Source organism: Acidobacteriota bacterium (assembly GCA_034211275.1).
Classification (GTDB): Bacteria; Acidobacteriota; Thermoanaerobaculia; order Multivoradales; family JAHZIX01; genus JAGQSE01.
Genome location: JAXHTF010000087.1, coordinates 1 through 25,837, shown reverse-complemented (window position 1 = coordinate 25,837; position 25,837 = coordinate 1). Strand labels below are relative to the sequence as shown.

Below are 25,837 nucleotides of genomic sequence, written 5' to 3'. Positions count from 1 at the left end.
TAAGTTTTTTTGAGGGAAATCCTCTTCTGTTAGGAATTTGAGAGATTGTTCGTAACTGCTTGTAGCTTGGTGCAGGAGAGATTTGGAGTCTGCTTGTTGTTGGGCGTAGCGATCGCTTGCTATCTGCCCGTGGGGCGTCTCTCCCTCCCGCCGCTCGTCCAAGAGCTTGAGCACGATGGCGGTACTGGACAGGGCCACCGCACAGCCGAAGAAAATGGCGGGCCCGGCACTCTGCCCCATGATCGCTGCCCCGCCCCCCACCAGCACCGCGGTGATGGCCGCCTGGATGCTGCCGCCCACCAGGAAGGGCCGCCGCAACTCCTTGAGCTTGCCCAGAGAAAGCTCGAGACCGATGGCGAAGAGCAGCAGCGCGACGCCGATCTCCGCAAAGGCCTCCACCTCCTCGGTCTGCGCCACCCAGCCCAGCCCCGACGGTCCGATGACCATGCCGGTGATCAACAATCCCACCAGCGGCGGAATCCGCAACCGCGCCGCCACCAACACCACGATGACGGCACCGCCGAGGATCAACACTCCTTCGTGGAGTAGATGTTCGAGGGTCATGAAGTCCTTCCTGCCAGTCCAGTTCTAGTTGGGCGAAATCTCACGAAATCGAGAGGCGCTATTCTCCCACATGCGGTGGGGCGGTTGCCGTGGGCGACGCTCCAGCGGGGTGGGCTGAACGTCCCGAGCGGCACCGCACCAGCCACGCTCACACCCCCACCCCGCGACGCTGGAGCGTCGCCCACGGGTTCCCACGCTGGAGCGCAGGAACGAGAGAAAAGGACTGTGGTCTCAGCACCTCCGCCCAGGGATCCAATCCCCGGGCTACTCAGGTTCCGCCAGCTCCGCTGACTTCGGAAGGGAGGGAGTGCGTGAGCAGGATCTGGGAGCCGGATTCATCCGGCGGTGTCCTGGATAGCCCCGGGATTGATCCCGGGGCGGGTCTCCTGCCTTCGTGGAAACGAGAGCGGAGGGGAGCGTGGGAACCAGCCGGAATTCATGGCAAGATCGGAATCACCGTGGAAACCCTCACCCGCCGCCAAGCCCGCCGCCTCGCCCTGGCCCGCGCCGGCTTGCTCAAACGCCGCTGGACCGACTTGCCCCGCCGCGCCACCGGCCGTGGCGTGCGCGCCCGCCAGGCGGCGCAGGCGGTGATCGAGCGCTTCGGCTATCTGCAGCTGGACACCGTCTCGGTGGCCGGCGCCCGCAGCCATGCCCTGGTGCTCCTCTCCCGCATCGAGGGCTTCGATCCCCAGCTGGCGGAAGAGCTCCTGGAACCCGGCGAGCCCCTGTTCGAATATTGGGGCCACGAGGCCAGCTGGATCCCCCTGGACCTCTATCCCGCGTTCGAATTCCGCCGCCGAGAGTTCCAGGCTCACCCCTGGTGGGGCGACCTGGTGGGCGAGCATCCCGAGGTGGCAGGTCGCCTACGCCAGCGGCTGGAGGAAGAAGGGGCGCTGCGGAGCAGCGACCTGGAGGGGAGCAGCGGCGGGGGCTGGTGGAATCTGAAGCTGGCCAAGAAGATCGCTACCGCTTTATGGTCCAGCGGCGAGGTGGCCATCCGCCGCCGGACCAACTTCCAGCGCCACTTCGATCTCGCGGAGCGGGTGATTCCGGAGGAGGTGCGGCAAGAGCCCCTGGACGAGGACGCAGGCATCCGCACCCTCCTGCTCAAAGCCCTCGACGGCCACGGCTGGGCCACCACCGGCACCCTCGCCCAAACCTGGCGCCTGAAGAATCGCCAGCAGCAGATCCGGCGTCTCCTCGCCGAGCTCGAAGAAGAGGGCCGGATCGTCCCCTGCACGGTGGAAGGCAGCGACCGCCCCCTCCCCGGCTGGATCCGCCCCGCCGACCTCGACCTCGCCCACCGCCTCGACCGGGTGCGCCCGCGCAGAGACCAGGGCGTGCTCCTCTCCCCCTTCGACCCCGTGCTCTGGGACCGCCAGCGGGTGCAGCAGCTCTTCGGCTTCGAGCAAACCCTCGAGATCTTCAAACCCGCCGAGCAGCGAGTCTACGGCTACTACTGCCTGCCAGTCCTCGCCGGCGAAGACCTCATCGCCCGCTTCGACCTCAAAGCCCACCGCCGCCAGGGTCGGCTGGAGGTACTGGCAAGCCACTTCGAGCAGGACGAGCCTTCGCCTCGGGAGGTAGAAGCCGCCGACGGGGCGTTGCGGCGCTTGGCGGAGAGCTTGGAGCTGGAAGTCACGGGCTGGACTCGTAGCTGATCAAGGCTCCAGGGGTCCCCGAGCAACTCCGGTCCGATCTTTCCGTATTCAACAACGTTCACCCGTCTCCGCATCCACCCACGCCCAGGGAGCCTCCCCATGCCCGCACCCCGGAAGATCCGCGACCTCAAGGTCTTCGTTCCCTCCAAGGACCACCAGCTCTCCAAAGCCTTCTATCAGGAGCTGGGTTTCCAACTGAACTGGCAGGTAGAAGGCCTGGCGGAGCTCCAGGCCGGTGAGCATCGGTTTCTCTTGCAGAAGTACTACCAGAAGGATTGGGCGGAGAATTTCATGTTCCAGCTGGTGGTGGACGACGCCCAGGCCTGGTACGACCACATCCGCGAAGCCCAGCTCCCGGACCGCTACGAAACCGTCCGCGTGGCCCCACCGAAGGACGAGCCCTGGGGCATGAAGGTGGTTTATCTCTGGGGCCCGGCGGGCGAGCTGTGGCACATTTCCCAACCGGTGCCGGAGAGCGAAGAGTCCTGAGCCCCCGCGACCCGCGCAGGCTCAAGAAGCGCCTCCGTCAACCTGGTGGGCTGGCGCCCACCCTACGTGAGCTACCGGTCAGAGCATGGGTAGGGTGGGCGCCAGCCCACCATGCATCCCAGTTCTCTGGTTCCCATGCTCAAGCGTGGGAACCTACTGCGCTGAGCTATGCGGCGAGGCCGAGGCCCCGCTCCAGCGGGGCGACTCTCCCTTGGCTATGAGATGCCCCGACGAGACCGAGTCTCTGCTCCACCTAATCTCCTCCGTCTCTGCTCTCAAGGCCACAACAACTCCCACTCCCAAAGATCCTCCCCCACCGCGGATCCAGCAACCCGCCGGTACAACCCTCGATGATGCAACCGCCGCGCCGCCGCCTGCCAAAACTCCACTTCCCGCGCCACCAACCGATAGGCTCGCCAATGCGCCGGTCGCGGCACCATCTCCACCCCCGCAAACCGCCCCGCCGCTGCCTCCCAAGCCTTCTCCAACTCCTCCCGCGACGCCAACCCCGCCCCCTGCCGACTCGCCCAAGCCGTCACCCGACTCTCCCGCGGCCGCTCCTCAAAACACCGATCCGACTCCTCCTCGCTCCCCAACACAACCCTCCCCCGCACCCGCACCTGTCGCTCCGTGGCTCCCCAGTAGAAAACCACCGCGGCCTCGGGGTTGTGCTGGAGCTGCTGGGCTTTCGGAGATTGGTCGTCGGTGCTGAAGAGCAGGCCCTCGGGGCCGTGTTCGTGGATGAGGACTATGCGGGCGTCGGGGCGGGGAGATTCTTCGCAGGAGGAATCGACGGTGCTGAGGGTCGCGGCGTGGGGGTAGCGGATCCCGGCCTCTGCGGCTTCTTGGAGCCACTGGTTCAGGGCTGGCCAGGGGGTGGGGGGTGGGTTGGTGAAGGGGGTGGGCATGGATGAAAGCTTACCGCTCCCGGCTGCCTATCCGACAGCGCCTCTGTAGTCCAGCCTGCGGGATCAGCGAAAACCACGCAACAACTACCCTCTTGGCTTCCTTGTTGGACGGGCTCGCAAATTGACGCTGGCTTCGCAGACGGCCTATGATGAAGAAAAAGAGAATCTTGGAATGGGGTCGAGCCTTGAACGCGAGGCCGTACGAGACCAGTAAGCCGGTTGTGTCGGGAGATTCTCAATCTAAGGTTCTCTATCACATGCAAACTTTACGGCCCCTGTAGCTCGACGGACTGTAAAGAGTGAGACATGATGTCGAAGTTTAAGTATCCGTTCGCGCTGTTTGATAGCGCTAGGCAGTTCCTTGAATCGGCAGTGCGGCACGCACGCGAGCGCGACCCAGACGAGTGGAAGTTCGCATTACTTCACACGATCACCGCTTTGGAACTACTAGCAAAGGCACGTATCGCCTTTGAGGACCCCCATGAGATCGCATTGGGTGATGTTGACAACCTACGTTTTGACCGCGGAGAATTCAAGAGTATTAACCTCGATGAGGCGTTTCGTCGGCTGAAGAGAGTTTCAGGTTTCTCCTTATCCGCTACTCGCAAAGCGTCGCTTGCGAAGGTGAAAGCTGCGCGAAATAGACTTGTTCACTTCACCGCTGGGGCAAGCGCGGAGGAGACAAGAGCACTGGTCGCTTTTGGCTTAGATCTCTTCTTCGAACTTCATGAATCAGAATTTCGAGACGAAGAAGAGCCATGGGGAGCACGTAGCATAGCCGACTTAATTCGGGACCTTTCGGATTTCCATGACTTCGTCGCTTGTCGCATGGCCAGCCTAAGCCCAAGACTTAAAACAGCGGAACGACCACAGACTCGGCACCTCGCGGAATGCCAGATATGCCTCCAAGAAGCAGATATCATCGCTGATGATAGCGTCACGTGCCTTTTCTGCGGCTACGCACTCAGTATCCGTGCCTGGGCCGAATTCCTGTCTGATGACCAGTCGGTTGAGGACTGCCCAGCCTGTAGACGGACCGCAGTCGCCAAGTACCACATTTTCGAGAGCGGGAGTGCGACATATGAGTGCTTCTGCTGCGGGTATTTCCGCGGACCCGAGATCAAGTGGTCTGATGGGAAAGAGGGATTCTTACCGCGCATGAGATCGTTCGAAAAACCCAACAGAGAACAATCGCCTCCAGAGAACGCTCAAGCACGTCGCTGAGGCGTGGCTGTTAGGCGTCTCCGGATCCATACACTACAGCTCAAAGCACGGAGAATAAGCAATGCCGGAAGTCAACGACAAGTATCGAGGCACAATCGAGTATCACCTGGCGTTCAGCAAGCTCATCACCGCTGCGCGTTGTCGAGGCACGGTCACATACCAGGAGCTCGCTATGGTCTTGGGCCTTCCTTTGGTTGGCGCATACATGGGAGCTGAGACCGGTCACCTCCTCGGCGAGATCTCCGAGGACGAGGTGCTCGCTGGCCGGCCCATGCTGAGCGCTGTCGCAGTTAACGTCCAAGGCCACCCCGGCCCCGGCTTCTTTGCGCTAGCGAAGCAGCTAGGGAAGCTTTCTGAGGACGGCGACGAGTCCGCGTTTTGGCGCGAAGAACTCAAGAGCGCTCATCGAACCTGGGCTGAACGCCTCGACCGATATGCGCATCCCGGACGCGACGCCTAATCCGGCGAGTGCTACGACTCGAAAAACTCGCAGAAGTGACCCGCAACAGGACAAGACCAGGCACCTCCAACCAGCCCCGGAGGGGCGAAGGCATCTAGCCCGGGGCGCGAGCCCCGGGTTGGGAAGCAGAAGAAACCCAAGCCCCGGAGGGGCGACAGCAACGCTCATTTCGAAGAACGCCCACCCATGCCGGACACCTACAGCAACCTGCTCTACCACGTCGTCTTCAGCACGAAACATCGGGCTCCGATCATCACGGAGAAGATTCGGGAACGACTCTACGAGTACATTGGCGGGATCGTTCGCAACGAGGGAGGAACCCTTCTCGAGATCGGCGGCATGGAGGACCACATCCACCTGCTCGCCCGCCTCAAACCGACCCTGGCCGTTGCAGAGGCGGCGCGTCTGATCAAGGCGAATTCATCCAAATGGCTCAACGAGAACGTAGTGTCGGATCGGTTCCGTTGGCAAGCCGGATACGGCGCATTCACCGTCGGTGAGTCCATGGTGGCTGATGTCAGCCGTTATATTCGGAACCAAGCTCATCATCATCGGAAGCGAACGTTTCAAGAGGAGTTCGTGGAGCTTCTCGAATTGAACGAGATCGACTACGACAAGGATCGTATCTGGGACTGAGACCGGTTGAAGAGAGGTGCTGTCGCCCCTCCGGGGCTGGGGAATCCTCGGACCGAGTACCCGGGGCTTGCGCCCCGGGCTAGATGCCTTCGCCCCTCCGGGGCTTCGGAGTGAAAGAATCAGGGGAGTGGCCGCCCGAGAACCCTGGCGCCCCGGGCTAGATCCCGCTGCCTCTCCGGAGCTTGGGACGGGAAGGGTTAGGAGAGTTCCCGCCGAGAACCCTGCCCCCCAGTCGCGTTGAAGGCGATACGGTGCTCATCGGCACGTGGCGGGATCGCGAGCGAAAACCTTTGAGGCGCGAAGTCGTACTCTACGAACCCGAGGCAGGACGCCGCTCCGTCACGCGCAGGGTGGAAGTGCCTGGCGACGGGGAGGCATAACGATCCTCGCACCGCGACTCCGATCTCCAAGCCGCCTTGCGAAAGGACCCTTCTATGAAAAACTTCTACATCCTCACCCTGCTACTCCTGGCCCTGGCTGCGACCAGCCAGAGCTACAGCCAAGAGGAATTCCCAACCCTCAAAGGCCCCTACATGGGCCAGACTCCCCCGGGCATGACGGCGGAGCCCTTTGCCCCCGGCATCATCTCTACCGAGGGCTGGGAGCTCGAAGGTGTGTTTGCGCCCGGTATGAAAGAGTTCTACTACACCACCATCGGCGGCAGGTTCGAGCGCCCCACGGTGATTGGCTTCCGCCAGCAGGGCGATGTGTGGAAGAAGTACATCGAGTTCACGCGGCGCGGCGAAATCGTCTTCTCGCCGGATGGTGAACGCATGTATATGGCGGGCGGCTACAAAGACCGCGTGGGCAACGGCTGGTCGGAACGCAAGAGCCTCGGCCCCATGGTGGATCGCGACGACTGGGGCATCATGCGCCTCTCGGCCTCGGCGCAAGGCACGTACGTCTTCGATGACTACAAAAGCGATGACGTGATTCGCATCTCGACGCTCCAGAACGGCGAGCGCCAAGCACCGACGCGGATGGGTCCGGCGATCAACTCCGGTAAAATGACCGCCCATCCCTTCATCGCCCCGGACGAGAGCTACCTGATTTGGGATAGCGACCGGGAGGACGGCTACGGGGACTCGGATCTCTACATCAGCTTCCGGCAGGAGGACGGCTCGTGGGGTCCTGCCATCAATATGGGCGACAAGGTCAATTCCGACCAATGGGATGCCTACGCGACGGTGACCCCGGACGGCAAGTACATCCTCTTCAACAGAGGCATGGATGACGACAACGAGAATGTGGACATCTACTGGGTGGATGCCAGAATTATCGAGGAGCTCAGGCCCGAGTGATCGGCCAGTTGGACAAGCGCTCCGCCTGAGATCGCTCTCTTCGCCTCAAAAGGCCTTGATAGGCTTCGTGGACGGATAGCTCCCAGACAGATCCACGGTCTCCTCGCTTCTTCTGCCCAGAGTCCGGGTCTGTGGCGGGGGCGGCGGTGGGAGCAGTGCTCGGCGGGAGCCGACAAGGCCACGGAGAGAGGCGGAACTGAAGAGGCATGACGACCACCCAATACGAGAGATCCTAGAGACACCGTGGGTAAAGTCACCGCTCTCTTCGCCCACCGGGTCGCCGGCATCCTCGACCCGTCCGTCGACCGCGCGGCCCTGCTCGCGCCCCTAAATCTCCGAGAACAGCAGGGCCTCCAGCCCACCGCCGCTCCCGATCCGGCGGAGATGATCGCCGCTGCCGACTATTACGCCTTTCTCGAACGGGCCGTGGCCGCCGATCCCGACGGCACCACCGTGCCTCTGCGAGCCGGGGCCGCGATGCGCTGTGACGACTATGGTGCTTTCGGCTTCGCCTTCAAGTCGGCCACGACGCTGCGGGGCTCCTACCGCCGCGCCGACCGCCACGCCCGAGTGCTTTCGACGGTGTCGACCTACGGGCTGGAATCCACCTCCGAGGGTGCCTACATGCACCTGCACCGGGCCGGTGAGCGAACCCTGGGCTTGCGGATTTCCAACGAGGCCACCCTCGCCAGCATCCGAACCATCAGCCAGGAAGTCTCCTCGCAGAGCTTTCGGGCGCTGGCGGTCTATTTCCAGCACCCTCCGCCGACGACTACGGAGCACCATGAAGCCTTCTTCGGCTGCCCGGTCCATTTCAAGGCCGACCGGGACGCGCTGCTGGTCTCCGAACAAAGCCTCGCGGCGCCCAACAAATTGGGCGATGCGAGTATCGCTCGCTTCTTCGACACCCACCTGGAAGCGGAGATCGCCAAGCTGGAGGATCGCATCCCTCTGGAGCGCCTGGTGCGCGATCGGGTGAAGAAGACCCTCAGCGAAGGCGTGCCGGCCCTCTCCGCCATCGCCGCCGACCTGGGCATGAGCGCCCGGACCCTCCAGCGCCACCTTTCCGAGCAGGGCTACTCCTACCAAAGCCTGGTGGACGAAGCCCGTTGTCAGCTGGCCAAGCGTTTGATCAGCCGCACCGACTATCCGCTCATCGAAGTGGCTTTCATGACGGGTTTCTCGGATCAAAGCGCCTTCACCCGAGCGTTCAAACGCTGGATGGGCCAAACGCCGCGCTCGTTCCAGCTCAGCGTCTAGCAGCACCCCTCGACTCGTGCCACGGGCTGCCAGGACGCTTGATCGCGGCCTTGGCGCACCGAGTCAAAAAGATGGCGCCGCCCGCCAAGACAGCTCGGGGGCCCCTCGGTAGCCTTCCCTTGTCTTCGTTGAACCACCAACAACCAGCAAGGTAGGAAGGTTATGAAAACACTCCATCGCACCCCCCAAAGCTCCAGCGGACCCGTTCTCGTGCTCGGCGGCACTGGCAAGACCGGCCGGCGCGTCGCCGCCCGTCTCGAAGAGCTGGGCATCGACGTTCGCATCGGGTCCCGTTCGGCGACTCCGCCCTTCGATTGGAATCGGGAGGCGAGCTGGGATGCCTGTCTGGAAGGCATCGAGGCCGCCTACATCACCTACGCCCCGGACCTGGCCATGCCCGGGGCCGCTGACGCCATTCAGACCTTCGTGGAGCACGCCCGGCAGCACGGTGTCCAGCGCCTGGTATTGCTGTCAGGCCGCGGCGAAGCGGAAGCCCAGAGATGCGAGCAGATCGTGCAGGAGAGCGGCATCGACGCGACCATCGTTCGGGCCAGCTGGTTCTTCCAGAACTTCTCCGAAGGGGCCTTCATCGAGATGGTGCAAGGCTGCCAGATCACCCTCCCCGCCGGCGAAACGCCGGAGCCCTTCGTCGACGTCGACGACATCGCGGAAGTCGCCGTAGCGGCGCTCACCGAGCCCGGTCACGCAGGAAAGGTGTACGAGGTCACCGGTCCCCACCTCCTCACCTTCGCCGAGGCCGCCGCCGAGCTCTCCCGGGCGACGGGGCGGACGATCGAATACGTTCAGGTGCCTCATGACGCCTTCGTGGAGGGCGTGCGGGCCTCCGGAGCGCCGAAGGAGGTGGTGTGGATGCTCGACTATCTCTTCGCCACGGTCCTCGACGGTCGCAACGCCCACCTCACCGACGGCATCCAACGGGCCCTCGGCCGAGCGCCGAAGAGCTTCGCCGAGTACGCCCGGGAGGTCGCGGCGACCGGCGCCTGGGAGCCCGTCGCTGCGTAGTGCCCCCCTTCCGCCCTCCCCATCGTCGGGCCCGCCGACACCCCCTCGACACTCCCGATGCGAGGCGGTGGCGGCGGCCCGACATGTCGGTAGACCGCGCATCCGGTGAGTCCTGCGGACCTTGGAGCTCGAGGTCCGTCGCTGACATCCCCCGTTCTGCGAGGCTTTCCGGCGCCCCTCCTACCCACTCCAGCACCGCCCCTCGCAGTGGCACCAGCCTTGCTCTAACTCCTGGTACATCACCCAATGGAACAGGAGATCCACCATGCCCTCAGGCGACGAGCTGATCCACGAAATCGTCAATACTCCAGCCCTCATGGGCCTCAACAACTGTCCCGCGGTGCCGGCTCAGATGAGCAAGGCCGTGTACGGATCGGTGCAAAGCGATTCCGGGCCAGGCACGGTGATCCAGCCCGGAGCCAACATGCAAAAGGAGATCAACACCGCCATCGGATTCAGCGGTGCCAACTCCGAGACCGCAGTGTGGCATTTCATGATGGGCCCCACGGTCCATCACTTCGTCGTGATTCCCTGGTACCGGCAACAGTCTCCGCAAGGGCAGGTGTACACGCTTTTCATGGCCTACGAGAACCAATACTCCGTGGGCCAATACGTCAACGGCACCCCGCCGGCTGCCCCCGCTGGCGACGGCACGAAGGGTTATAAGACGGAGTGGAGCCTGGCCGAGCTTTCCACCATGTTCTCCGAGCTGCTGACCAGCAACACGGCCTGGCAGGAGTACTTCGGCCAGGTGGGAGCAACGCAGGCGACGACTATCACCTATTGGAAGTACAAGGTCATCAGTCTCGGAGCAGCGATTAGGAATGTGCAGGCCTATCCGTAAATCGAGAAACCAGCCTAGACCGCAGCAGCCGATGTTCCAACGCTCGAATCTCGGCGCTCCGGGCCAGAGACGCTTCCGTCAATACAGCCGCCTCGCCCGGAGGTACTTCTCCACATCCTTGTAGGCCGCCCCCGCGCCGCCGAATTTGACCAGGTTGCGGGCGGTCTTCAGCCACTCCAGGGTGGACGGCTCCAGCTCTTCCAGGGCGGTGAGAAGGTCGCCCTGGGTGAGGCGCCGTTCCTGGCCGGAGTCGAGGATGTCCCCCAGCGCCAGGTCCTTGGCCAGGTCGATGGCACCGTCGACGTCGGCGCCGGAGAAGTTGTCGGATTTTTGCCCTAGAAGGTCGAAGTCCAGGGGCTCGCAGGGCACATCGCGGAGCTTGGCGCGGAACATCTCGGCGCGGGCGGCGGCGTCGGGGGGCGGGATGAAGATCTGGCGATCGAAGCGGCCGGGGCGCTTCATGGCCTCGTCGACGTCCCAGGGCATGTTGGTGGCACCGAGGACCAGGACTTTCTCGTTGTCGCCGCCGAAGCCGTCCAGCTGGGAGAGGAATTCGTTCACCAGCTTGCGGGTGTAGTCGGAGCTCGCCTTGCCGCGGGCGTAGGCCAAGGCGTCGAGCTCGTCGAAGAAGAGCACCGCCGGCGCCGCCTCCCGGGCGCCCTGGAAGAGGCCGGCGAGGTTGCGCTCGCTCTCCCCGATCCACATGCTGAGGATGTCGCTGATGCCCACGGCGGTGAAACGGGCGCCGCATTCGGTGGCGATGGCTCGGGCCATGAGGGTCTTGCCGCAGCCCGGCGGGCCGTAGAGCAGCACTCCCCCGCCGCTCTTCTTCTTGAACCGCTGGAAGAGGCCCGGGCGGTGGAAGGGCTCGATGATGCGCAAGCGCAGGAGCTTTTTCAGCCCCTCCATGCCCACCACGTCGGAGAAGCGCACCTTGGGAGTGGCGCCGATGGAGATCACCGCCCCATCGTCGGTGCGGTCAGGGCCGCTGGCCACCGCCCGCAGGTGCCGGCGGGGGGCCTCCCCCGACGAGGACCTACCCTCTTCGGACGAGGCTGACGAACCGGACGGCGATGCCGAGGGCGGCTCCAGCTCGTGGATCACCGCCACCGCCAGGGGGTGCTCCTCATCGAAGTCGTCGCAGGCTCGAGCCCTGGCCAGATCCTCCGCCGCGGGCTGGTGCTCCCCCAGCCGCAGGCGAGCTCGGGCCATGCGCAGGTAGGCCTCGGCGGTGGGCTGCTGCTGCGCCAGGATGCGCCATTGACCGACGCTTTCGGACCACGCCCCCTCGGTCTCCAGAACTTCGGCGTAGCGCCGCCGCGTCGGGGTGTCGAAGGGATCCCGAAGGAGTTGGGCCTCCAGCTCGGCACGGGATCGCGGGGAGGAGCCGTCGCTGGAGAAGCCGTCTCCGGAGAATGAGTCGCTCATAGTCCTCTCCAGCGCAGCCAACGGCGCAGAATGGGCATGAAGGTCCAGGAGTAGATGACGTAGGCGATGAAGGCGAAGGCGAGGATCGCCGCCGCTCGGGTGTCCACCGTGGCCAGCAGGCGCACGGAAACCATGGCGGCGACCCAGATCACCGCCGAGGCGGCCCAGCCCCAGCGCACGAAGGGGTAGGCGGGCCAGGCCACCCAATGGGTCAAGGCCCGCAGCTCCACCAAGGCTTCCACCAGCTCCTCGTCCCCGGGATCGAGGCGCAACAGCTCGCGACCGATCTCCAGGGCCTCGCGATGGCACCGTTCGTTGATCAACACGGCGAAGAGGGTGGCGAGGCGATCCGCCCCCTGGGGATCCTCCCGCAGCAGCTGCGCTGCCTCTCGGCGGGCCTGACCGCCGGCACCTTCCACCAGGCTCAGCAAGGCACCGACGATGCGCGCCCCTTGGTGGTCCGGCTGCCGCCGTATCGCCTCCCGCTGGAGCTCCCGCGCCTTCTGCGTGTGCACGGTGCAGAGCATCAACCAGGAGTAGTTGGTGAGCAGGTCGGGGTCCGCCGGCTCTTCCCGCAGCAACCCCAGGAGCACTTCCTCCGCCTCCGCCCAGCGGCGCTCTTGGAGCTCCACCTGGAAGAGCAGATGACGTCCATCGAAATCCGCCGGATCCTGGCTCAGCACTTGCCGCAGGTGGTGCCGCGCTTTGCTCGAGCTGCCCTCGGCGAGGGCCAGCCGGGCGGCCCACCGATGGGCGACGGGGTCGCGGGGATCCTGGGCGAAGAGCTCCTGCAGGACCTCCCGAGCCTGGGCGTAGCGCCGCTGCTCGAGGAGCCGATCCAGCTGGACCTCGACGAAGACGGATTCGACGGAGCTCACGAAGTCGGCACCCCGCCCCCCAGCATCACGCCGAGACCGACGAAGAGCAAGCTCAGAAGAATGCTCCCGCCGATGGCGGTGAGGGCCGCCCGCCAGGGATTGGGAGGCTCGTCCCCGACCAGAGCCAGGGCCCGATAGATGAAGCGGTGGCGCAGGTAGATGATGCCGAAGAGGGCCAACCCCAGGACGCGGCCGGCGTAGCGCACGCCGCGCTGGGAGCTGTCGCCGACGCTCAGCCAGGCGGGCAGGCTGTTGGTGACGATGCCGTGGCCCGCCCACACCAGAATCACCGCCCAGGCCACCGAAGCCAGCACGAGGATCCACAGATCCTTTTGCAGCCGCCCCGCCCGCCGGGCGCTCAAGCCGCAGAAGACCGAGGTGGCGAAGACGCCGCCGAAGAAGGCGGTGAGAAAGCTGGCTCGGACGGAGTAGAGGGGCTCGGCGGTCGCCCGGGCGGCGAGGCTGGGGCGCAGCAGGTGATCGACGCCTACGGTACCGCCCTGCGAGCCCGAAGCCTCTACCGAGGGATGGACGGGGGCCGGGTTCGAGGATTCCTCGTTGGGAGACATAGAGCTCCTCCACGTCGGGGCCCCCGGGGGAGCCGGTCAAGATGGTCGGGTGGGGGAGATTTTATCTCATGGGAGGCGTTGCCGAGAGCCAACGGTGCCGCGGAGGCCGTCCCGTCGAGCCGAGCACGGGGCGAACTCAACCCGAAAGGCGAGGAGTGACCGGAGGGAGCGGAACGTTTGAGCACCGAGCGCAGGTCTGGCACCCAACGGTGCCGCGGAGCCCGTCCCGTCGAACCGAGCACGGAGCGAACTCAACCCGAAGGGCGAGGAGCGACCGGAGGGAGCGGAACGTTTGAGCACCGAGCGCAGGACCGACGGGACGGGCGCAGCTACCCCACTAACGGTGCCGGGCTCACTCCAGCGCCGAGAACACCGCCGCCGCGATCTGGATGTCCTGTACCGCCACCCCGGTGAGGTCGGCGATGGTGATCTGGCCGGCGTTCTGGCGGCCCAGGGAGCGGTCGGCGATCACCGCCCCCAGCTCCACCGCCGCGTCCGCCCCCAGCATTCCCGCCTGGACGGCACGGTAGATCTCGCCGCGGCTGCGGCATTGGGCGAGACTGTCCCCCACCACCACCGCTGCCCGGGCCAGAAGCTCCGGATCCAGCTCCTGCTTCTCCGCCGTGTCGGAACCGACGGCGGTGACGTGGGCGCCGACCCGCAGGCGATCCGCTTCGAAGAGGGGCTCGGTGGCGGGGGTGGTGGTGACCAGCAGGTCGCAGGATTCCGCCACCTCGTCGGCGGCCTCCGCCACCGTCACCCGCCAGCCCTGGGCTCCCATCTCCTCGGCGTAAGCCTCGGCGGCTTCTTGTCGACGGCCCCACACCAGCACGTTGCGGCAAGAGGTGACGGGCTTCAGGTGCTCGAGCTGCAGCCGCGCCTGGATGCCGGTGCCCAGGATGCCGATACGCTCGATGCGCGGCGCCAAATGCTTCGCCGCCACCGCTCCGGCGGCGGCGGTGCGCACGTCGGTGAGGCGGCCCTCGTCCAACAGCAGCGCCGCCGGCTGACCGGTGGCCTGGTGGAAGAGGAGCATCAGACCGTTGCTCGACGGCAGCCCCTGCTGGGGGTTGCGATAAAAGCCGGAAGCGATTTTGACCACATAATGCTCGCCGCCGCGCAAATACCCGTACTTGATGTGCACGTCTCCCGGGGGATCGTCGAAGATCATCTCCCCCACCGGCGGCACCACCGCCTCACCGCGGGTGTAGGCGGTGAAGCCCTCCTCCATCAGCGGGATCAGGTCCAGCTGCGGCAGCACTTTCTCGATTTCTTCCAGCGTCACCACGCGCATCCAGCTTTCCTCCTGTTAGCCCCTGGAATCACCGCCCTCGGTTCGGCCAAGGCATACGTCTCCACCAACCAAGCCCGCGGGGAGCGCCCCCGGGAGCACCTGCCGACCGCCGGCTCCTCTCAGCTCACCACCTCTGCCAGCGTCTCCATCCCCACATTGGCGCCGCAAAGCAGCACCACCACCTTGCGCCCGGCATAGCGCTGGGGCTCCTTGAGCAACGCCGCCACCGCCACCCCCGCAGCCCCCTCCACCAACATATGGTGCTTGCCGATGATCCAACGCATGGCACCGCGGATTTCTTCCTCCGTGGCGAGAACGAAGTGATCCACGTGATCTTGGCAGAGGGGAAAGGTGATGGAGCCCTCCTCCACGCCGCCGGCGGTGCCGTCGGAGAGGGTGGGCAACGATTCCACCGGCAAGATGCGGCCGGCGTGCACCGACTCGTGCATCACCGGCGCGTTGGCCGGCGAGGCGGCGACGACGTCGATCTCCGGCCGCAGCGCCTTGAGGTAGCCGGCGATGCCGGAGGTCAGGCCACCGCCCCCCAGGGCAATGATCACCGAGTCCAGATCCGGCAGCTGCTGGGCCAGCTCCAGCCCCACGGTGCCCTGGCCCGCCACCACCAGGGGGTCGTTGTAGGGGGAAACGTAGACGCCGCCGGCCTCCTGGGCCCACTCCCGGGCATAGGTCTCGGTGATGACGCTGTCGTGACCGTGCACCCGCACCTCCGCCCCGAGGCCGCGGATGGCCTCCATCTTGGAGCGCGAAGCCCCCTCCGGCACGAAGATCACCGCCCGGCCACCGTGACGCTGCACCGAATAGGCGACGCCGGCGCCGTGGTTGCCGGAAGACGCCGTCACCACCCCGGCGGCGCGCTGCTCCGGGGTCAGGGAGAGGATCTTATTCATCGATCCCCGTACCTTGAACGAGCCGGTAACCTGGAAATTCTCCAGCTTCAGGAAAACCTCCCCTTCGCTGACCTGGCTCAGGGACGGCGAGGCCTGGAGGGGCGTGCGCCGCACGTGCTCGCCGATGCGGGCGTAGGCCGCCTGCACCTGCCGCTGGAGCTCGAGACCTTCGAGGGGTGGGGATGCCTCCTCCGTCACGCTGGACGCCTCAGCCACCGGTAGCCTCCTCATCCTCGGCCTCGTCCAAGGCCCCCGCCAGCGGCTCCGGCGACGGCAGCAGCTCGACGGCGGCCTCCTCCACCAGCGCCCGGAAATCCGCCACCGGTCCGGCGAAGAGGGCGTCGACCTCCGGCAAGAGGGCGCGCAGGGTGTCCTCGCCGCGCTCCAGATAGGCCAGCTGGGCCGGCGTCGGGGCGTCCCGGGAGGAGGAGAGGAAGTAACGGGCGGTACCGATGTGGGACCAGGCGGTGACGTCGGGACCGATGCCCTTGTTGCCGGGCGGCGACCAGAGCTTGCGCTCCAACTCGTCGGCCTTCTGCTTGAGCTCGGCGCCGGCCTTGGCCAGCCGCTGGTCTACGTCCTCGGCGGCTTCTGAATCGTCGGTGGTCCCGGCGGCGTCCGCGTCCGCTGCTTCGGCCTCGTCCTCGTCCTGCTTGGAACGCTCGAGCACGGCGTCGATGTCCTTCTGCAGCTGCTGGAGACGAGCGATGGCGTCCACCGCCGTATCCTGGACCTTGCCCAGGCGATGGTGGGCCTGCCAGCGGGCCTGACGGTCCTCGGCGGAGATCTCCATCCGCGGATCCCCCAGCACCGTCACCGGCGCCTCCGCCGAGTGCTCGCCGTAGCGCACCGTCACCGTGTAGCTTCCCGGCGGTACCGCCGGCCCTTGCCGGGGATCGAAGGCGTTGGCCTCGCCCCTGTCGGGCCATTGGTAGGCGTCCGCCCGCAGATTCCAGGTCAGGCGATTGACACCCTGGTGGAGATCCTCGTGCTCGAAGCTGCGGAGGATCTCGCCATCGGCATCCCGCACCTCGATCTCCAGCTTGGGCTTCTCGGGATTCTCGGGCTTCTCGGGCTCGTCTTCGCCCTGCTCCTCCGCGGGCTCTTCCGACGGCCCTCCCGCGGGAACCTTCGGCACCGACTCCTCGGCGCCGGGGCGCTCCGTCTGCCACTGCGCCGCCGCCTGCTCCTGCCGTTGCTTCTCCCGCTTCTCCTGCTTGCGCCGGCGCTCCTCCAGCTCGTCGGGATAAGGCAGCTCCGGATCGTTCAGCGCCACCGTCAGCAGGGCGCCGTAGAGTGGGTTCTCGCCGCGGAATTCGGCGAAGCCCGGGAAGCGGGCACCGCCGGTCTGGCCTACCTCGTATTCCTGGGCGTCGGGGATGGCGAAGAGGTGGAAAGGCTCCCCCAGCACCTCCGCCGAGAGCTCCCGCAGCGGCCCCAGCTGGTCGAGGATGAAGACGCCGCGGCCGTGGGTGGCGATGACCAGGTCGTCGTGGCGCGGCTGGATGGCCAGATCCATCACCGACACCGTCGGCACGCCGTGCTTCCAGGGCAGCCAGGAGCCGCCGCCGTCGAGGGAGACCCAGAGGCCGAATTCAGTGCCCAGAAAGAGCAGATTGCGCTCGACCGGGTCCTGGACCAGGGTCAGGGCGTAGCCGCGCACCGGATCCTTCGCCAGGTTGGTCCAGGTGGCACCGTAGTCGCCGGTGCGGTAGACATAGGGCTTCCAGTTGGAGCGCCGGTGATCGTCGAGCACCACGAAGGCCTCCGCCGGGTCGTGGCGGGAGGGCTCGATGTGGGCGATCCAGGTGTTGTCGGGAACGCCGGTGAGATTCTCTTCCAGGCTGGTCCAGGTCTCACCACCGTCGCGGGTCCGGTGCAGGCGGCCGTCGTCAGTGCCCACCCACAGCAGGCCCTCCTCCAGCGGGCTGGGGGAGATGGCGAGGATGGTGGTGAAATTCTCCGCCCCGGTGACGTCGAGGGTGACGCCGCCGGCCTCGCCCTGGCGCTGCCATTGGGCACGGTCGGTGGTGAGGTCGTCGCTGATCACCGTCCAGGTCTCGCCGCGGTCGGTGCTTTTGTGCACATATTGGCTGCCGAAGTAGAGGGTCGAGTCGTCGAAGGGATCGATGGCCAGACCGGCGTTCCAGTTGAAGCGCAGGTCGCGGCAGGCCTCCTCTCCGCCGCCCTCCGGGCAGTAGGGAGTGCCCGGCCGCACCAGCTTGCGCTCGCCGGTGCGCAAATTCCACCGCGCCAGGAATCCTTCCTGGCTCATCGCCCAGCCCTGCATGGAGTCCCGGGGATCCGGCAAGGTGTCGAAGCCGTCACCGAAAAAGACCTCCTGCCAGTGCTGCTCGCGGATGCCGCCGTTCTCCCATACCTCCGACGGCGCTCGCCAGGAGCCGTTGTCCTGCAAGCCGCCGTACACGTGGTAGGGCGTGTCGTCGTCCACCCGCACCTGGTAGAACTGGGACACCGGCAGAGTGCGCACGAAGCGCCAATGCTCACCGCGGTCGCGGGAGACGTAAACGCCGCCGTCGTTGCCGTTGATGATGTGCCGGGAGTCGGCGGGATTGATCCACATGGCGTGGTGATCCGGATGCACCTCCCGGAAGGGCACCAGCACCCGCCAGGTCTTGCCACCGTCGTCGGAGACGCTGACCAGCGACCACAGGCTGTAAACGCGGTCGGGATTCTGCGGATCCACCCGCAGGTCGGCGTAGTAGAACGGCCGGTTGCCCACCGGCTGGTCCGCCGAGCCGGCGCGCTTCGTGAAGCTGCGGCCACCGTCGTCGGAGCGCAGCAGCAGGTGCTCGTCGCCGTCGGATTCGACGAAGGCGTAGACCACCGATGGATCCGACGCCGCCACCGCCAGACCGATGCGCCCCAGGGTGCCCTCCGGCAGGCCATCCTCGGGGGTGCGCCGGGTCCAATTCTCGCCACCGTCCACGGTCACCCACAGGCCGGAGCCGGGGCCGCCGGAGCGGAAGCTCCAGGGCCACCGGCGGTGGTCCCAGAGGGCGGCGAAGAGCTTGCGCGGATTGGTGGGGTCCATCACCAGGTCGGCGGCGCCGGTGGTGGCGTTGTCCGCCAGCACCTGAGTCCAGGTCTCGCCGCCGTCGACGGTCTTGTACACGCCGCGCTGGCCCCCCTCGCCCCAGGTCGGCCCCATGGCCGCCACGTAGGCGACGTCCGGATCGGTGGGATGGAGCACAATGCGATGGATGCGCTCGCTCTTCTCCAATCCCAGGTAGGTCCAGGTCTCGCCGCCGTCCATGGAGCGATAGACGCCGTTGCCCACGGAAGCGCTATTGCGCGGATTGCCCTCACCGGTGCCCACCCACACGACCTCCGGCGACGGCTGGAAGACCGCCACCGCGCCGATGGCGGCCACCGGCTGATCGTCGAAGAGGGGCTCGAAGGTCAGACCGTCGTCGACGGTCTTCCACACCCCGCCGGTGGCAGCGCCGACGAAGAAGGTCGAGGGATCGCTCTCCACCGCGTCCACCGCAGCGATGCGCCCGCTCATCACCGCCGGACCGATGGAGCGCGCCTCGAGCCCCGCCAGCAGCTGGGGATCGACGGCGGCGGCCCCGGGAACGGCAGAGAGCAGGAGGCAGACGAAAGAGCAGGCGACGAGGGCCGGGCGCACAATGTTCAGGGGACACCTCCGCGGAAGTGTTTTGCCGGTCAGCGACGAGGAAGCCAGCGGTTAGGAAGTCAGTGATTCGGAACCCTGCGAGGCAGACCGGATCTTACCAGGCGGCATCCGCCGAGAGCTCACCTCCCGCTCTCGACGTTGGCATCGCTTCGGGGACTTCCAGCAGCACACTCTCCCGAGCCCCGGTGCGAGTGTTCACCGGCTTGCCGGAACCGCCGGGTTGGACCCTCAGGAAACCGCCGCCGTGAACCTCCCCGAGGGCGAAGAGACCCCACACCGCCTCGTGCCAGGCCCAGCCCTCCTCGCCGTGTTGATAGACGAAAGGCTCGGAGGTCACCAGCTCCTGGACCACCCAATCGCCCTGGTCCAAGGCCTGATCCACCAGCTCGGCCCAGCGCTCCTCCGACGTCGAAGCCCCAAGGTGCATCGCCAGCCCCGCCAGCCCCTGCCCCTGTTTGAGTACCAGCCGCTGGCGGTGGCTCAGGGCCAGCTCCCGTAGCGGCGCCCGCTCTCCCCCGCTCTCCCCCGGGAGCTCGCTCGTCTCGTCCCGCAGACGACGGGTCCAGGGCACCGTGGCGTCCAGCAAGGCCTGCTCACCGGAGTCGAAGTGATGGCGATAGCGGGGATCGGAGAGCAAGGCGAGATTCCGCTTGTCGTCCAGAATCCAATACAGGGGACCGTTGAGGAAACGGATTTCGCCGCGGCGCAGGATGGGCACGATGCGCTCATCGAAGCGCACCGGATTCTGCTCCAACACCACGTGCACCGGCTCGCCGTGGAGCAGGAGATCCTCCCCCACCACCTCCAGGTCCCGGTAGAGGCCCACCACCAGAGCGCCGCGCAGGCCGGCTCCCTCCTGGTCGAGAATCCGCTGCAACACGGCCCCCATGTACTGCATCCCCGGCTCCACGGCGGCGGCATCGTAGTCCGGCGGCGCCAGCACGGCGATGCGCAGCACTTCGGTGTCGCGGCGGTAGTGGCGCCGGAAGACCCCCAAGACTTGCTGCAAAGCCAGGACGAAGGTGCTGGCACAGTCGGGCTGGAGACCGTGTTCGGCGACGAAGCGCTGGAAGATGGGCACCCGCTGGTAGCGCTGGGCGAGCAAGGCCATCTCCCAGCCGCCGAGGTTGGCCCCCAGGTTGACCTCCAGACAGCGCAGCCCCTGGTCGGTGAGCAGGTAGTCGCCGCGGGCGAAGAAATTCTCGACGCCGGCTCCGCCCTCGAACGCCGCCGCGATGATCTCCTGCTGCGCCGGGGACAGACCGTAGAAATCCGCCATGCGGCCCACGTCCCCGCCGAAAATGCGCTGCGGCAGGCTCTTGATCAACGAGCAGAGCCCGAGATTGGCCTGCGCCAGGGCGGCCAGCCGCGGCGCTGCCACCAAGGTCGGCCAGGGCTGCAGAGGATAGGGATAGATGGGATCGGGGTCTTCCCGCAGCCCTTCGAAGGCATCGGCGCGAAAGCATTCGGGGTGGTCGGCGGCGAAGCCCAGAAGGGCCTCGGCGGCGGCGGAAAGACGACGGTGGCGCTCCAGCGCAACCGCCGGCACGGAAGGTACGGCGTTCGAAACGTCCATGGCCGGCTCCTCATCCAAGATCAGATCTGCGCCGCAGATCGGCGCAGGAAAAATATCCGGGCCCCTCCCCGAGATCCGAGGAATATCCCCGTGCTCTCGGCGCAGGCCCGCGGTCGGCGACGAGCCGACTCAAGTGCGCATTAGGCTATCAGTGCATGACGCCGGGATAGACGAGACGGGAGTCGTACTTCTTGCGCGCGAAATACGTGACTCCCTGGGATCCGAAGTTGTAGAAGCCTGTCTTGTCCTCGAGGTCGAAGCCGGTGAGGTTGAGCAGCCAGCGCATCTGGCGTGGCGTGTAGACGATGGTGTGGTACTCGCATTCGACCCAGCGCACCGGCGGAATGTAGGCGATGAGCACTCCCTCGGGGGCCAGCAGGCGATTGATGTTGCGCAGCCCCGCCAGGGGGTTCTCCAGATGCTCCAGGGAGTCGAAGGCGATGGCGGCGTCGAATCGCTGCCCCCGCAGCGGGGCGCTTTCGAAATCCGCCTGGATATCCATCAGATGGACCTCCGGATGGTCCGCCCGCTCCACCTCCTCGGGGTTGATGGTGATCCCCGCCAGGGTGAAACCGTGCTCCTCCAGACGCCGGAGGGTGCGGCCACAGCCGCAGCCGACGTCGAGGATCCGCTCAACGCCATTCTCTTGCAGCCAGCCCACCGCCCGCGCCTCGTCGACGTGGCGAAAGGCCCGCAGATCCGAGGTCACCTCTCCCCGGTGGGGATCGCCGATGGTGTCGACCAGCCGCGAGGGCAATTCCGGCACCGGCCGGCGGCGCCAATAGGGATGAGTCCAACGCTGGACCAGGGGATGACCTCGCAGGCGCCGCCACAGGCGCCCCAGAAGGCCGGTATGGTTGGAACGGCGCTGGACTGCAGCCTGAGCCGAAACCTTGACGGGGGGCTGGGGCTTGGTCTCGCTCATGGGGAAGAGTACGGCTGGGAAGGAGGGGAGTTCCCGGCCGCTGCCGGCGGCAGCAGATCGTCCAGGCCGGCGCCCCGCAGCGCCCGCTCCACCTCGTCGTAGTTGGCGATGAAATCCTCTAGCCGCCGGGGGCTGGAGGGGACCAAGGAGGTGCTCACCGGCACCGGTTCCAGATCGAGCCACTGGAAGACCCGGCGAGCCGTGGCCTGCTGAAGCTCGAAGGTCTTGAGGTGATCCTCGTAGAAGAGCTCGAGGCGCGGCAGATCTCCCAACGCCGCAAGCTCCTCCTGCTGGCGGCGGGCGCTGAAGTCGAGACGCTGGAGCAATGCGGGAACGTCGATCTGCACCGCCTGCGGCCGCCGGCCGTCGCCCTGGCGATGATGCCAGTGCTTGCGCTGCTGGGAGGCCATTACCGACACCGCCTGGCGCAGGCGATCCCGGCGACGCAGGTGCAGAATCCGCCAGCCGTCCCGGTGCAGCCGGTGCAGGAAGCTCTCCCCGCTCGCCCCTCGTCGCCGACGGGAGCAACGGAGCATGTGGTGGGTCAGCAGCTTGAAGCCGTAAACCGGCGACTCCGCCAGGGCTGATCGAAGGTTGGCGTAGCGCAACGGCCGAATCAGCGGCAGGTCGAGGATCTCGGCATCGCAGCGCAGCCGCGGATGGTTGTCCAGAAGCTCCACCAGCAGCTCGCTCCCCACCCGGCCGACGCCGTAGATGACGAAGCGCACCGCCGCCGGCGGTCTCCGGCGCCGGCCAGGCTGCAGGGAGTAGCGAAGCCCCAGGCCCAGCTCCTCCCCCAACCGGCGCACCCGCTTGCCATAAAACCAGATCCAGTCCGCCACCGACCGGCGGCGCCGGGGAGGCGCCGGGGGCGGGTTCGAGCTCGAAGCCAAGGTGGTCTCTCCAAACATCCCCGGGCTCTCAGCGGAGTCGGGGACAAATCATTCGACAAAAAACACAGATCCGGACAGGTCCGGCTCGTGGACTCGCTCCAGCCGGCGAGCCCCCCACGGTCTCCCCCTCGCCAGCCTCACCGGAATCCAGCGCTGCAGCATCTTCGGGCTGCCTTGGGAATTGTAACGCCTTCTCCCCTGGCTCCTCCCGGCCCTCGCCAGCTGGACCACTCCCAGCTGGACCACTCCCAGCCCGCTTCGAACCAGATGGTATAGTCGCGCTTCCTTCCGAGGCGCGTACTCCAACCGCAGTTTCTTCGAAGATGAAGCTCCTCAAGCCCAACCCTCATCACTCCCTTCAGCACCCGATTCAAAGCCCAGCTCACCGCTGGCTGGTCTCGCTGTTGCTGAGCCTCAGCCTCATCGGCACCGAGCTTGCCGCCGAGCCCATGGCTCCCAGCTCGGTGAGCAGCGCCCACAAGGAGACGCCATCGGGGGAGAGCGCCCCGGGGGAGAGCAGCCCCGGCGAAGCCAGTGGCAGTGCTGACGGCTCGTCCTCCCAAGGGCCGTCCTCTCAAGACCCGGCCTCGCAGGTCGTCGAGGACGAGATCACCGTCAGCGGTGGCCGGCCCGCCGGTAGTCAGGCTCCCGCTTCCTCCGCCGCCACCGCCCTCCAGGTCGGCCCGGCGGAGGTTGCCCCACCGACGGTGGCGGAGCTGGTTTCCCGCACCCCCGGCGTGTCCCAGAACGGCCAGGGGGGCCTGTTCCAGGTCTTCTCCATCCGCGGCATCTCCCGCCAGCGGGTGCAGACCCGCCTCGACGGCGCCCGCCTGACCAGCGAACGCCGCGCCGGCGTCTCCGCCTCCTTCGTCGACGCCCAGCTGCTGGATTCCATCGACATCCTGCGCGGACCGTCCTCCAGCTTCTACGGCTCCGGAGCCCTCGGCGGGCTGGTGCAACTCTTCCCCCGACGCTTCCAGGGCACCCAGGTGACCACCGGCTACGACTCCCAGGGCGACGAGCGCTACGCCGCCGTCGGCTGGGGCAACCGAGAGACCGGCTGGTCCTTGGGGCTGGCCCACCGGGAGGCCGACGACGACGAAACCGCCGACGGCGAGCGCCGCTTCTCCGCCTTCTCCCAGACCTCCGCGGTGCTGCGCAAGGATTGGGGCAACGGCGAGCGCATCCACTCCCTGCTGGTGGTGCCCACCTTCGGCGAGGACATCGGCAAGGCCAACACCGACTTCCCGGAGCGCGCCACCACCTATCCCCGGGAGCGTCACCTGGTGGTGCGCTATCGCCAGGAAGTGCAGGACCGCTGGAGCCTGGAAGCCTACGTCCACCCCCAGGATCTGCAATCCCGCACCGTGACGCTCGATCAAGGCCAGCTGTCGGCGGACAATCTGGTGGAGAACGAGAGCTTCGACCTCGGCGGACGCTGGCAGCGGCCTTGGCACAGGGGCTCCCTGGAAGGGCGCTACGGCGTCGAGTATTTCGGCCGCCGCGGAGTCAGCGCCACCGAGCGCGAATTCTCCTTCGCAGCACCGACCCCCGGTCTGCCCACGCCGGTTCCAGTACTAGAGACCGTCAGCCGCACCCTCGACGACGGCTCCGTGGACGAAGCTGCGGCCCACGGCTCCGCCGCCTGGAGCTGGGGTCCGGCGCAGCTCGAAGCCGGCGCCCGCTACACCTGGATCCGCCAGGACAACCGCGGCGCCGAGGCCCTGGAGGACACCGCCTGGAGCGGCTTCCTCGGCGCCGTGATCCCTCTGGCCCCGGGCTTCGAAGCGGTGGCCAACGTCGGCACCGGCCTACGCTTCCCGAGCCTCTCGGAACGCTTCTTCTCCGGCACCACCGGCCGCGGCACCATCACCGCCAACCCCGACCTGAAGCCGGAGCGCTCCCTGAGCTTCGACGCCGGCCTGCGCCACTACGGTCACAACACCTTCTTCGCCGTCTACGGCTTCCGCACCGAGATCGACGACTACATCGAGCGGGTGGAGATCCGTCCCGACGAGCTGGGCTTCGTCAACCTCCTCTCCGGCACCATCGAGGGCCTCGAGGTGGAAGTCATCCACACCGTCTCCCGCCACCTGCGCCTCCAGGCCAGCGCCCACACCATGCGCGGCCGCTCCGGCACCGGCGAGGCGCTGGAAGACATCCCTCCCGACCGCATCGAGGCCGGAGCCCTCTGGGACCGCGGTCGCTGGCGCTTGGAAGGGCTGTGGCAGCATCGCTTCGAAAAGGACGATCCGGGCAGCGGCGAGCGCGCCCGGGGCGCCGCCGACGTCGTCTCCGCCTCCCTCGGCTACCGTCTCACCGACGACCTCACCCTCACCCTCCGCGGCGACAACCTCCTCGACGAGGCCTACTTCGCCACCGCCGACCGCAAGGACGTCCCGGCACCGGGGCGGTCCGTTGGGTTGGCGTTGGGGTGGCGGGCGCGGTGAGCGCACCGGGGGCAGGCACAAGACCTGCCCCTACAGAATAGATAGACCGTCAACAACCCGGACCAAGCCGGCAATGGCTCCCCTCGTGGTCGCCCGCGACAAGAACCACCAGAATCAACCCGGTAGGGGCGACCCTCGTGGTCGCCCGCGGTAAAGGCCCACGAGCACCGAGGGCAGGCACAAGACCTGCCCCTACACAGTAGACCTAGGCTGCATTTCGTCCGACCTCGTTCCACGGTCCACCCCGCCCGCACTGTTTTCATCTTCGCTGGCTTCATCCTCGCGGAGAATTCGAAGAAGCCTCTCCGACTGCTAGACTGCCTTCGCTTTCCACCAACCCGCCTCCGGCTGGTGTCTCGACTCAAAAACCCGCCGGCGGCTCAGCCCCGAGGTACTGCCGTGCGTCATCGCCTCCGTCCCCGTTCTCGCCGTCCCCTTCCCCATCTCCGCTCCTGGACCGGCCTGGCACTGCTGGCGCTGCTCTTGGTGCTGGCGCTGAGCCCCGGCGAGGCCTTCGCCAAGGCCAAGAAGAGCTCCAAGAACGCCGAGAGCGCCCAGCCGGCGGTGGACGAGAGTTGGTTCGGGTCGCTGGAGTGGCGCGAGGTGGGGCCGTATCGGGGCGGGCGCTCGGCGGCGGTGGCGGGGATTCCGGGGGATCGGGACACCTACTACTTCGGCGCCACTGGCGGCGGCGTGTGGAAGACCACCGACGGCGGGGCGCATTGGGAACCCATCTCCGACGGCTACTTCGGCGGCTCCATCGGCGCCGTGGCGGTGTCCGAGTGGGATCCCAACGTGATCTACGTCGGCGGCGGCGAGAAGACGGTGCGGGGCAACGTCTCCCACGGCGACGGGGTGTGGAAGTCCACCGACGCCGGCAAG

General features: G+C 66.7%; 22 protein-coding genes. 11 read left to right on the top strand and 11 right to left on the bottom strand.

Going from position 1 to position 25,837, the window contains the following annotated elements:
• Nucleotides 1-564, bottom strand: a 564-nt coding sequence (locus tag SX243_14315; GenBank protein ID MDY7094140.1) for a cation:proton antiporter, incomplete at its 3' end; no start/stop codon positions are given.
• 458 nt (nt 565-1,022) lie between these two features.
• On the opposite strand from SX243_14315, the gene SX243_14310 reads away from it, so the two are divergent.
• Nucleotides 1,023-2,228, top strand: coding sequence for a crosslink repair DNA glycosylase YcaQ family protein (locus SX243_14310; protein ID MDY7094139.1), 1,206 nt, complete (start codon nt 1,023-1,025; stop codon nt 2,226-2,228).
• Between the two features lie 99 nt (nt 2,229-2,327).
• Nucleotides 2,328-2,717, top strand: a complete 390-nt coding sequence (locus SX243_14305) for a VOC family protein (protein MDY7094138.1) — start codon at nt 2,328-2,330, stop codon at nt 2,715-2,717.
• 275 nt (nt 2,718-2,992) lie between these two features.
• Here the strand turns inward: SX243_14305 and SX243_14300 are convergent, their stop codons facing one another.
• On the bottom strand, nt 2,993-3,625 hold the full coding sequence (locus SX243_14300; protein ID MDY7094137.1) for a pyridoxal 5'-phosphate synthase: 633 nt from the start codon (nt 3,623-3,625) through the stop codon (nt 2,993-2,995).
• Nucleotides 3,626-3,931: 306 nt separating this feature from the next.
• Between SX243_14300 and SX243_14295 the strand changes: the two genes are divergently transcribed.
• The 7 genes from SX243_14295 to SX243_14265 all read left to right on the top strand — a co-directional run bounded on the left by SX243_14295 (nt 3,932) and on the right by SX243_14265 (nt 10,373).
• Complete coding sequence (locus SX243_14295; protein ID MDY7094136.1) at nt 3,932-4,849, top strand: hypothetical protein; 918 nt, start codon at nt 3,932-3,934, stop codon at nt 4,847-4,849.
• Between the two features lie 61 nt (nt 4,850-4,910).
• On the top strand, nt 4,911-5,309 hold the full coding sequence (locus tag SX243_14290; GenBank protein ID MDY7094135.1) for a hypothetical protein: 399 nt from the start codon (nt 4,911-4,913) through the stop codon (nt 5,307-5,309).
• A 186-nt stretch (nt 5,310-5,495) separates the two neighbouring features.
• A complete protein-coding gene (gene tnpA / locus SX243_14285; GenBank protein MDY7094134.1) occupies nt 5,496-5,945 on the top strand; it encodes an IS200/IS605 family transposase in 450 nt (149 codons plus the stop codon).
• 434 nt (nt 5,946-6,379) lie between these two features.
• The gene (locus SX243_14280; GenBank protein ID MDY7094133.1) at nt 6,380-7,246 is read left to right on the top strand and encodes a hypothetical protein; all 867 of its coding nucleotides are present in this window, start codon (nt 6,380-6,382) and stop codon (nt 7,244-7,246) included.
• Nucleotides 7,247-7,489: 243 nt separating this feature from the next.
• The gene (locus SX243_14275; GenBank protein ID MDY7094132.1) at nt 7,490-8,506 is read left to right on the top strand and encodes an AraC family transcriptional regulator ligand-binding domain-containing protein; all 1,017 of its coding nucleotides are present in this window, start codon (nt 7,490-7,492) and stop codon (nt 8,504-8,506) included.
• Between the two features lie 162 nt (nt 8,507-8,668).
• The gene (locus SX243_14270; GenBank protein ID MDY7094131.1) at nt 8,669-9,529 is read left to right on the top strand and encodes an NAD(P)H-binding protein; all 861 of its coding nucleotides are present in this window, start codon (nt 8,669-8,671) and stop codon (nt 9,527-9,529) included.
• 265 nt (nt 9,530-9,794) lie between these two features.
• Nucleotides 9,795-10,373 (top strand): hypothetical protein, encoded by a 579-nt coding sequence (locus SX243_14265; GenBank protein ID MDY7094130.1) that lies wholly within the window; start codon nt 9,795-9,797, stop codon nt 10,371-10,373.
• 78 nt (nt 10,374-10,451) lie between these two features.
• Here the strand turns inward: SX243_14265 and SX243_14260 are convergent, their stop codons facing one another.
• From SX243_14260 to SX243_14220, 9 genes are all read right to left on the bottom strand, one after another.
• Entirely contained in the window at nt 10,452-11,801 is a 1,350-nt protein-coding gene (locus SX243_14260; GenBank protein ID MDY7094129.1) for an ATP-binding protein, read from the bottom strand.
• Nucleotides 11,798-12,679 (bottom strand): tetratricopeptide repeat protein, encoded by an 882-nt coding sequence (locus SX243_14255; GenBank protein ID MDY7094128.1) that lies wholly within the window; start codon nt 12,677-12,679, stop codon nt 11,798-11,800. Before SX243_14255 ends, SX243_14260 begins: the two co-directional genes overlap by 4 nt.
• Entirely contained in the window at nt 12,676-13,248 is a 573-nt protein-coding gene (locus tag SX243_14250; GenBank protein ID MDY7094127.1) for a hypothetical protein, read from the bottom strand. Before SX243_14250 ends, SX243_14255 begins: the two co-directional genes overlap by 4 nt.
• Before the next feature lie 352 nt (nt 13,249-13,600).
• Nucleotides 13,601-14,542 (bottom strand): ornithine cyclodeaminase family protein, encoded by a 942-nt coding sequence (locus tag SX243_14245; GenBank protein ID MDY7094126.1) that lies wholly within the window; start codon nt 14,540-14,542, stop codon nt 13,601-13,603.
• A 119-nt stretch (nt 14,543-14,661) separates the two neighbouring features.
• Nucleotides 14,662-15,666, bottom strand: coding sequence for a threonine/serine dehydratase (locus SX243_14240; protein MDY7094125.1), 1,005 nt, complete (start codon nt 15,664-15,666; stop codon nt 14,662-14,664).
• A complete protein-coding gene (locus tag SX243_14235; GenBank protein MDY7094124.1) occupies nt 15,659-19,102 on the bottom strand; it encodes a hypothetical protein in 3,444 nt (1,147 codons plus the stop codon). Before SX243_14235 ends, SX243_14240 begins: the two co-directional genes overlap by 8 nt.
• Before the next feature lie 103 nt (nt 19,103-19,205).
• Nucleotides 19,206-20,687, bottom strand: a complete 1,482-nt coding sequence (locus tag SX243_14230; protein MDY7094123.1) for a hypothetical protein — start codon at nt 20,685-20,687, stop codon at nt 19,206-19,208.
• A 148-nt stretch (nt 20,688-20,835) separates the two neighbouring features.
• Nucleotides 20,836-21,612, bottom strand: a complete 777-nt coding sequence (locus SX243_14225) for a class I SAM-dependent methyltransferase (protein ID MDY7094122.1) — start codon at nt 21,610-21,612, stop codon at nt 20,836-20,838.
• Entirely contained in the window at nt 21,609-22,505 is an 897-nt protein-coding gene (locus tag SX243_14220; GenBank protein ID MDY7094121.1) for a Stf0 family sulfotransferase, read from the bottom strand. The genes SX243_14225 and SX243_14220 overlap by 4 nt, the downstream gene beginning before the upstream one ends.
• A 323-nt stretch (nt 22,506-22,828) precedes the next feature.
• On the opposite strand from SX243_14220, the gene SX243_14215 reads away from it, so the two are divergent.
• Nucleotides 22,829-24,955, top strand: a complete 2,127-nt coding sequence (locus SX243_14215) for a TonB-dependent receptor (GenBank protein ID MDY7094120.1) — start codon at nt 22,829-22,831, stop codon at nt 24,953-24,955.
• A gap of 471 nt (nt 24,956-25,426) precedes the next feature.
• On the top strand, nt 25,427-25,837 hold a 411-nt coding region (locus tag SX243_14210), incomplete at its 3' end, for a glycosyl hydrolase (GenBank protein MDY7094119.1).

Bases quoted from the DNA above. Each gene is read 5' to 3' on its own strand.
- SX243_14305 (MDY7094138.1), top strand. From the start codon at position 2,328: ATGCCCGCACCCCGGAAGATCCGCGACCTCAAGGTCTTCGTTCCCTCC.
- SX243_14300 (MDY7094137.1), bottom strand. From the start codon at position 3,625: ATGCCCACCCCCTTCACCAACCCACCCCCCACCCCCTGGCCAGCCCTG.
- SX243_14295 (MDY7094136.1), top strand. From the start codon at position 3,932: ATGATGTCGAAGTTTAAGTATCCGTTCGCGCTGTTTGATAGCGCTAGG.
- SX243_14290 (MDY7094135.1), top strand. From the start codon at position 4,911: ATGCCGGAAGTCAACGACAAGTATCGAGGCACAATCGAGTATCACCTG.
- tnpA (MDY7094134.1), top strand. From the start codon at position 5,496: ATGCCGGACACCTACAGCAACCTGCTCTACCACGTCGTCTTCAGCACG.
- SX243_14280 (MDY7094133.1), top strand. From the start codon at position 6,380: ATGAAAAACTTCTACATCCTCACCCTGCTACTCCTGGCCCTGGCTGCG.
- SX243_14270 (MDY7094131.1), top strand. From the start codon at position 8,669: ATGAAAACACTCCATCGCACCCCCCAAAGCTCCAGCGGACCCGTTCTC.
- SX243_14265 (MDY7094130.1), top strand. From the start codon at position 9,795: ATGCCCTCAGGCGACGAGCTGATCCACGAAATCGTCAATACTCCAGCC.
- SX243_14260 (MDY7094129.1), bottom strand. From the start codon at position 11,801: ATGAGCGACTCATTCTCCGGAGACGGCTTCTCCAGCGACGGCTCCTCC.
- SX243_14250 (MDY7094127.1), bottom strand. From the start codon at position 13,248: ATGTCTCCCAACGAGGAATCCTCGAACCCGGCCCCCGTCCATCCCTCG.
- SX243_14245 (MDY7094126.1), bottom strand. From the start codon at position 14,542: ATGCGCGTGGTGACGCTGGAAGAAATCGAGAAAGTGCTGCCGCAGCTG.
- SX243_14230 (MDY7094123.1), bottom strand. From the start codon at position 20,687: ATGGACGTTTCGAACGCCGTACCTTCCGTGCCGGCGGTTGCGCTGGAG.
- SX243_14225 (MDY7094122.1), bottom strand. From the start codon at position 21,612: ATGAGCGAGACCAAGCCCCAGCCCCCCGTCAAGGTTTCGGCTCAGGCT.
- SX243_14215 (MDY7094120.1), top strand. From the start codon at position 22,829: ATGAAGCTCCTCAAGCCCAACCCTCATCACTCCCTTCAGCACCCGATT.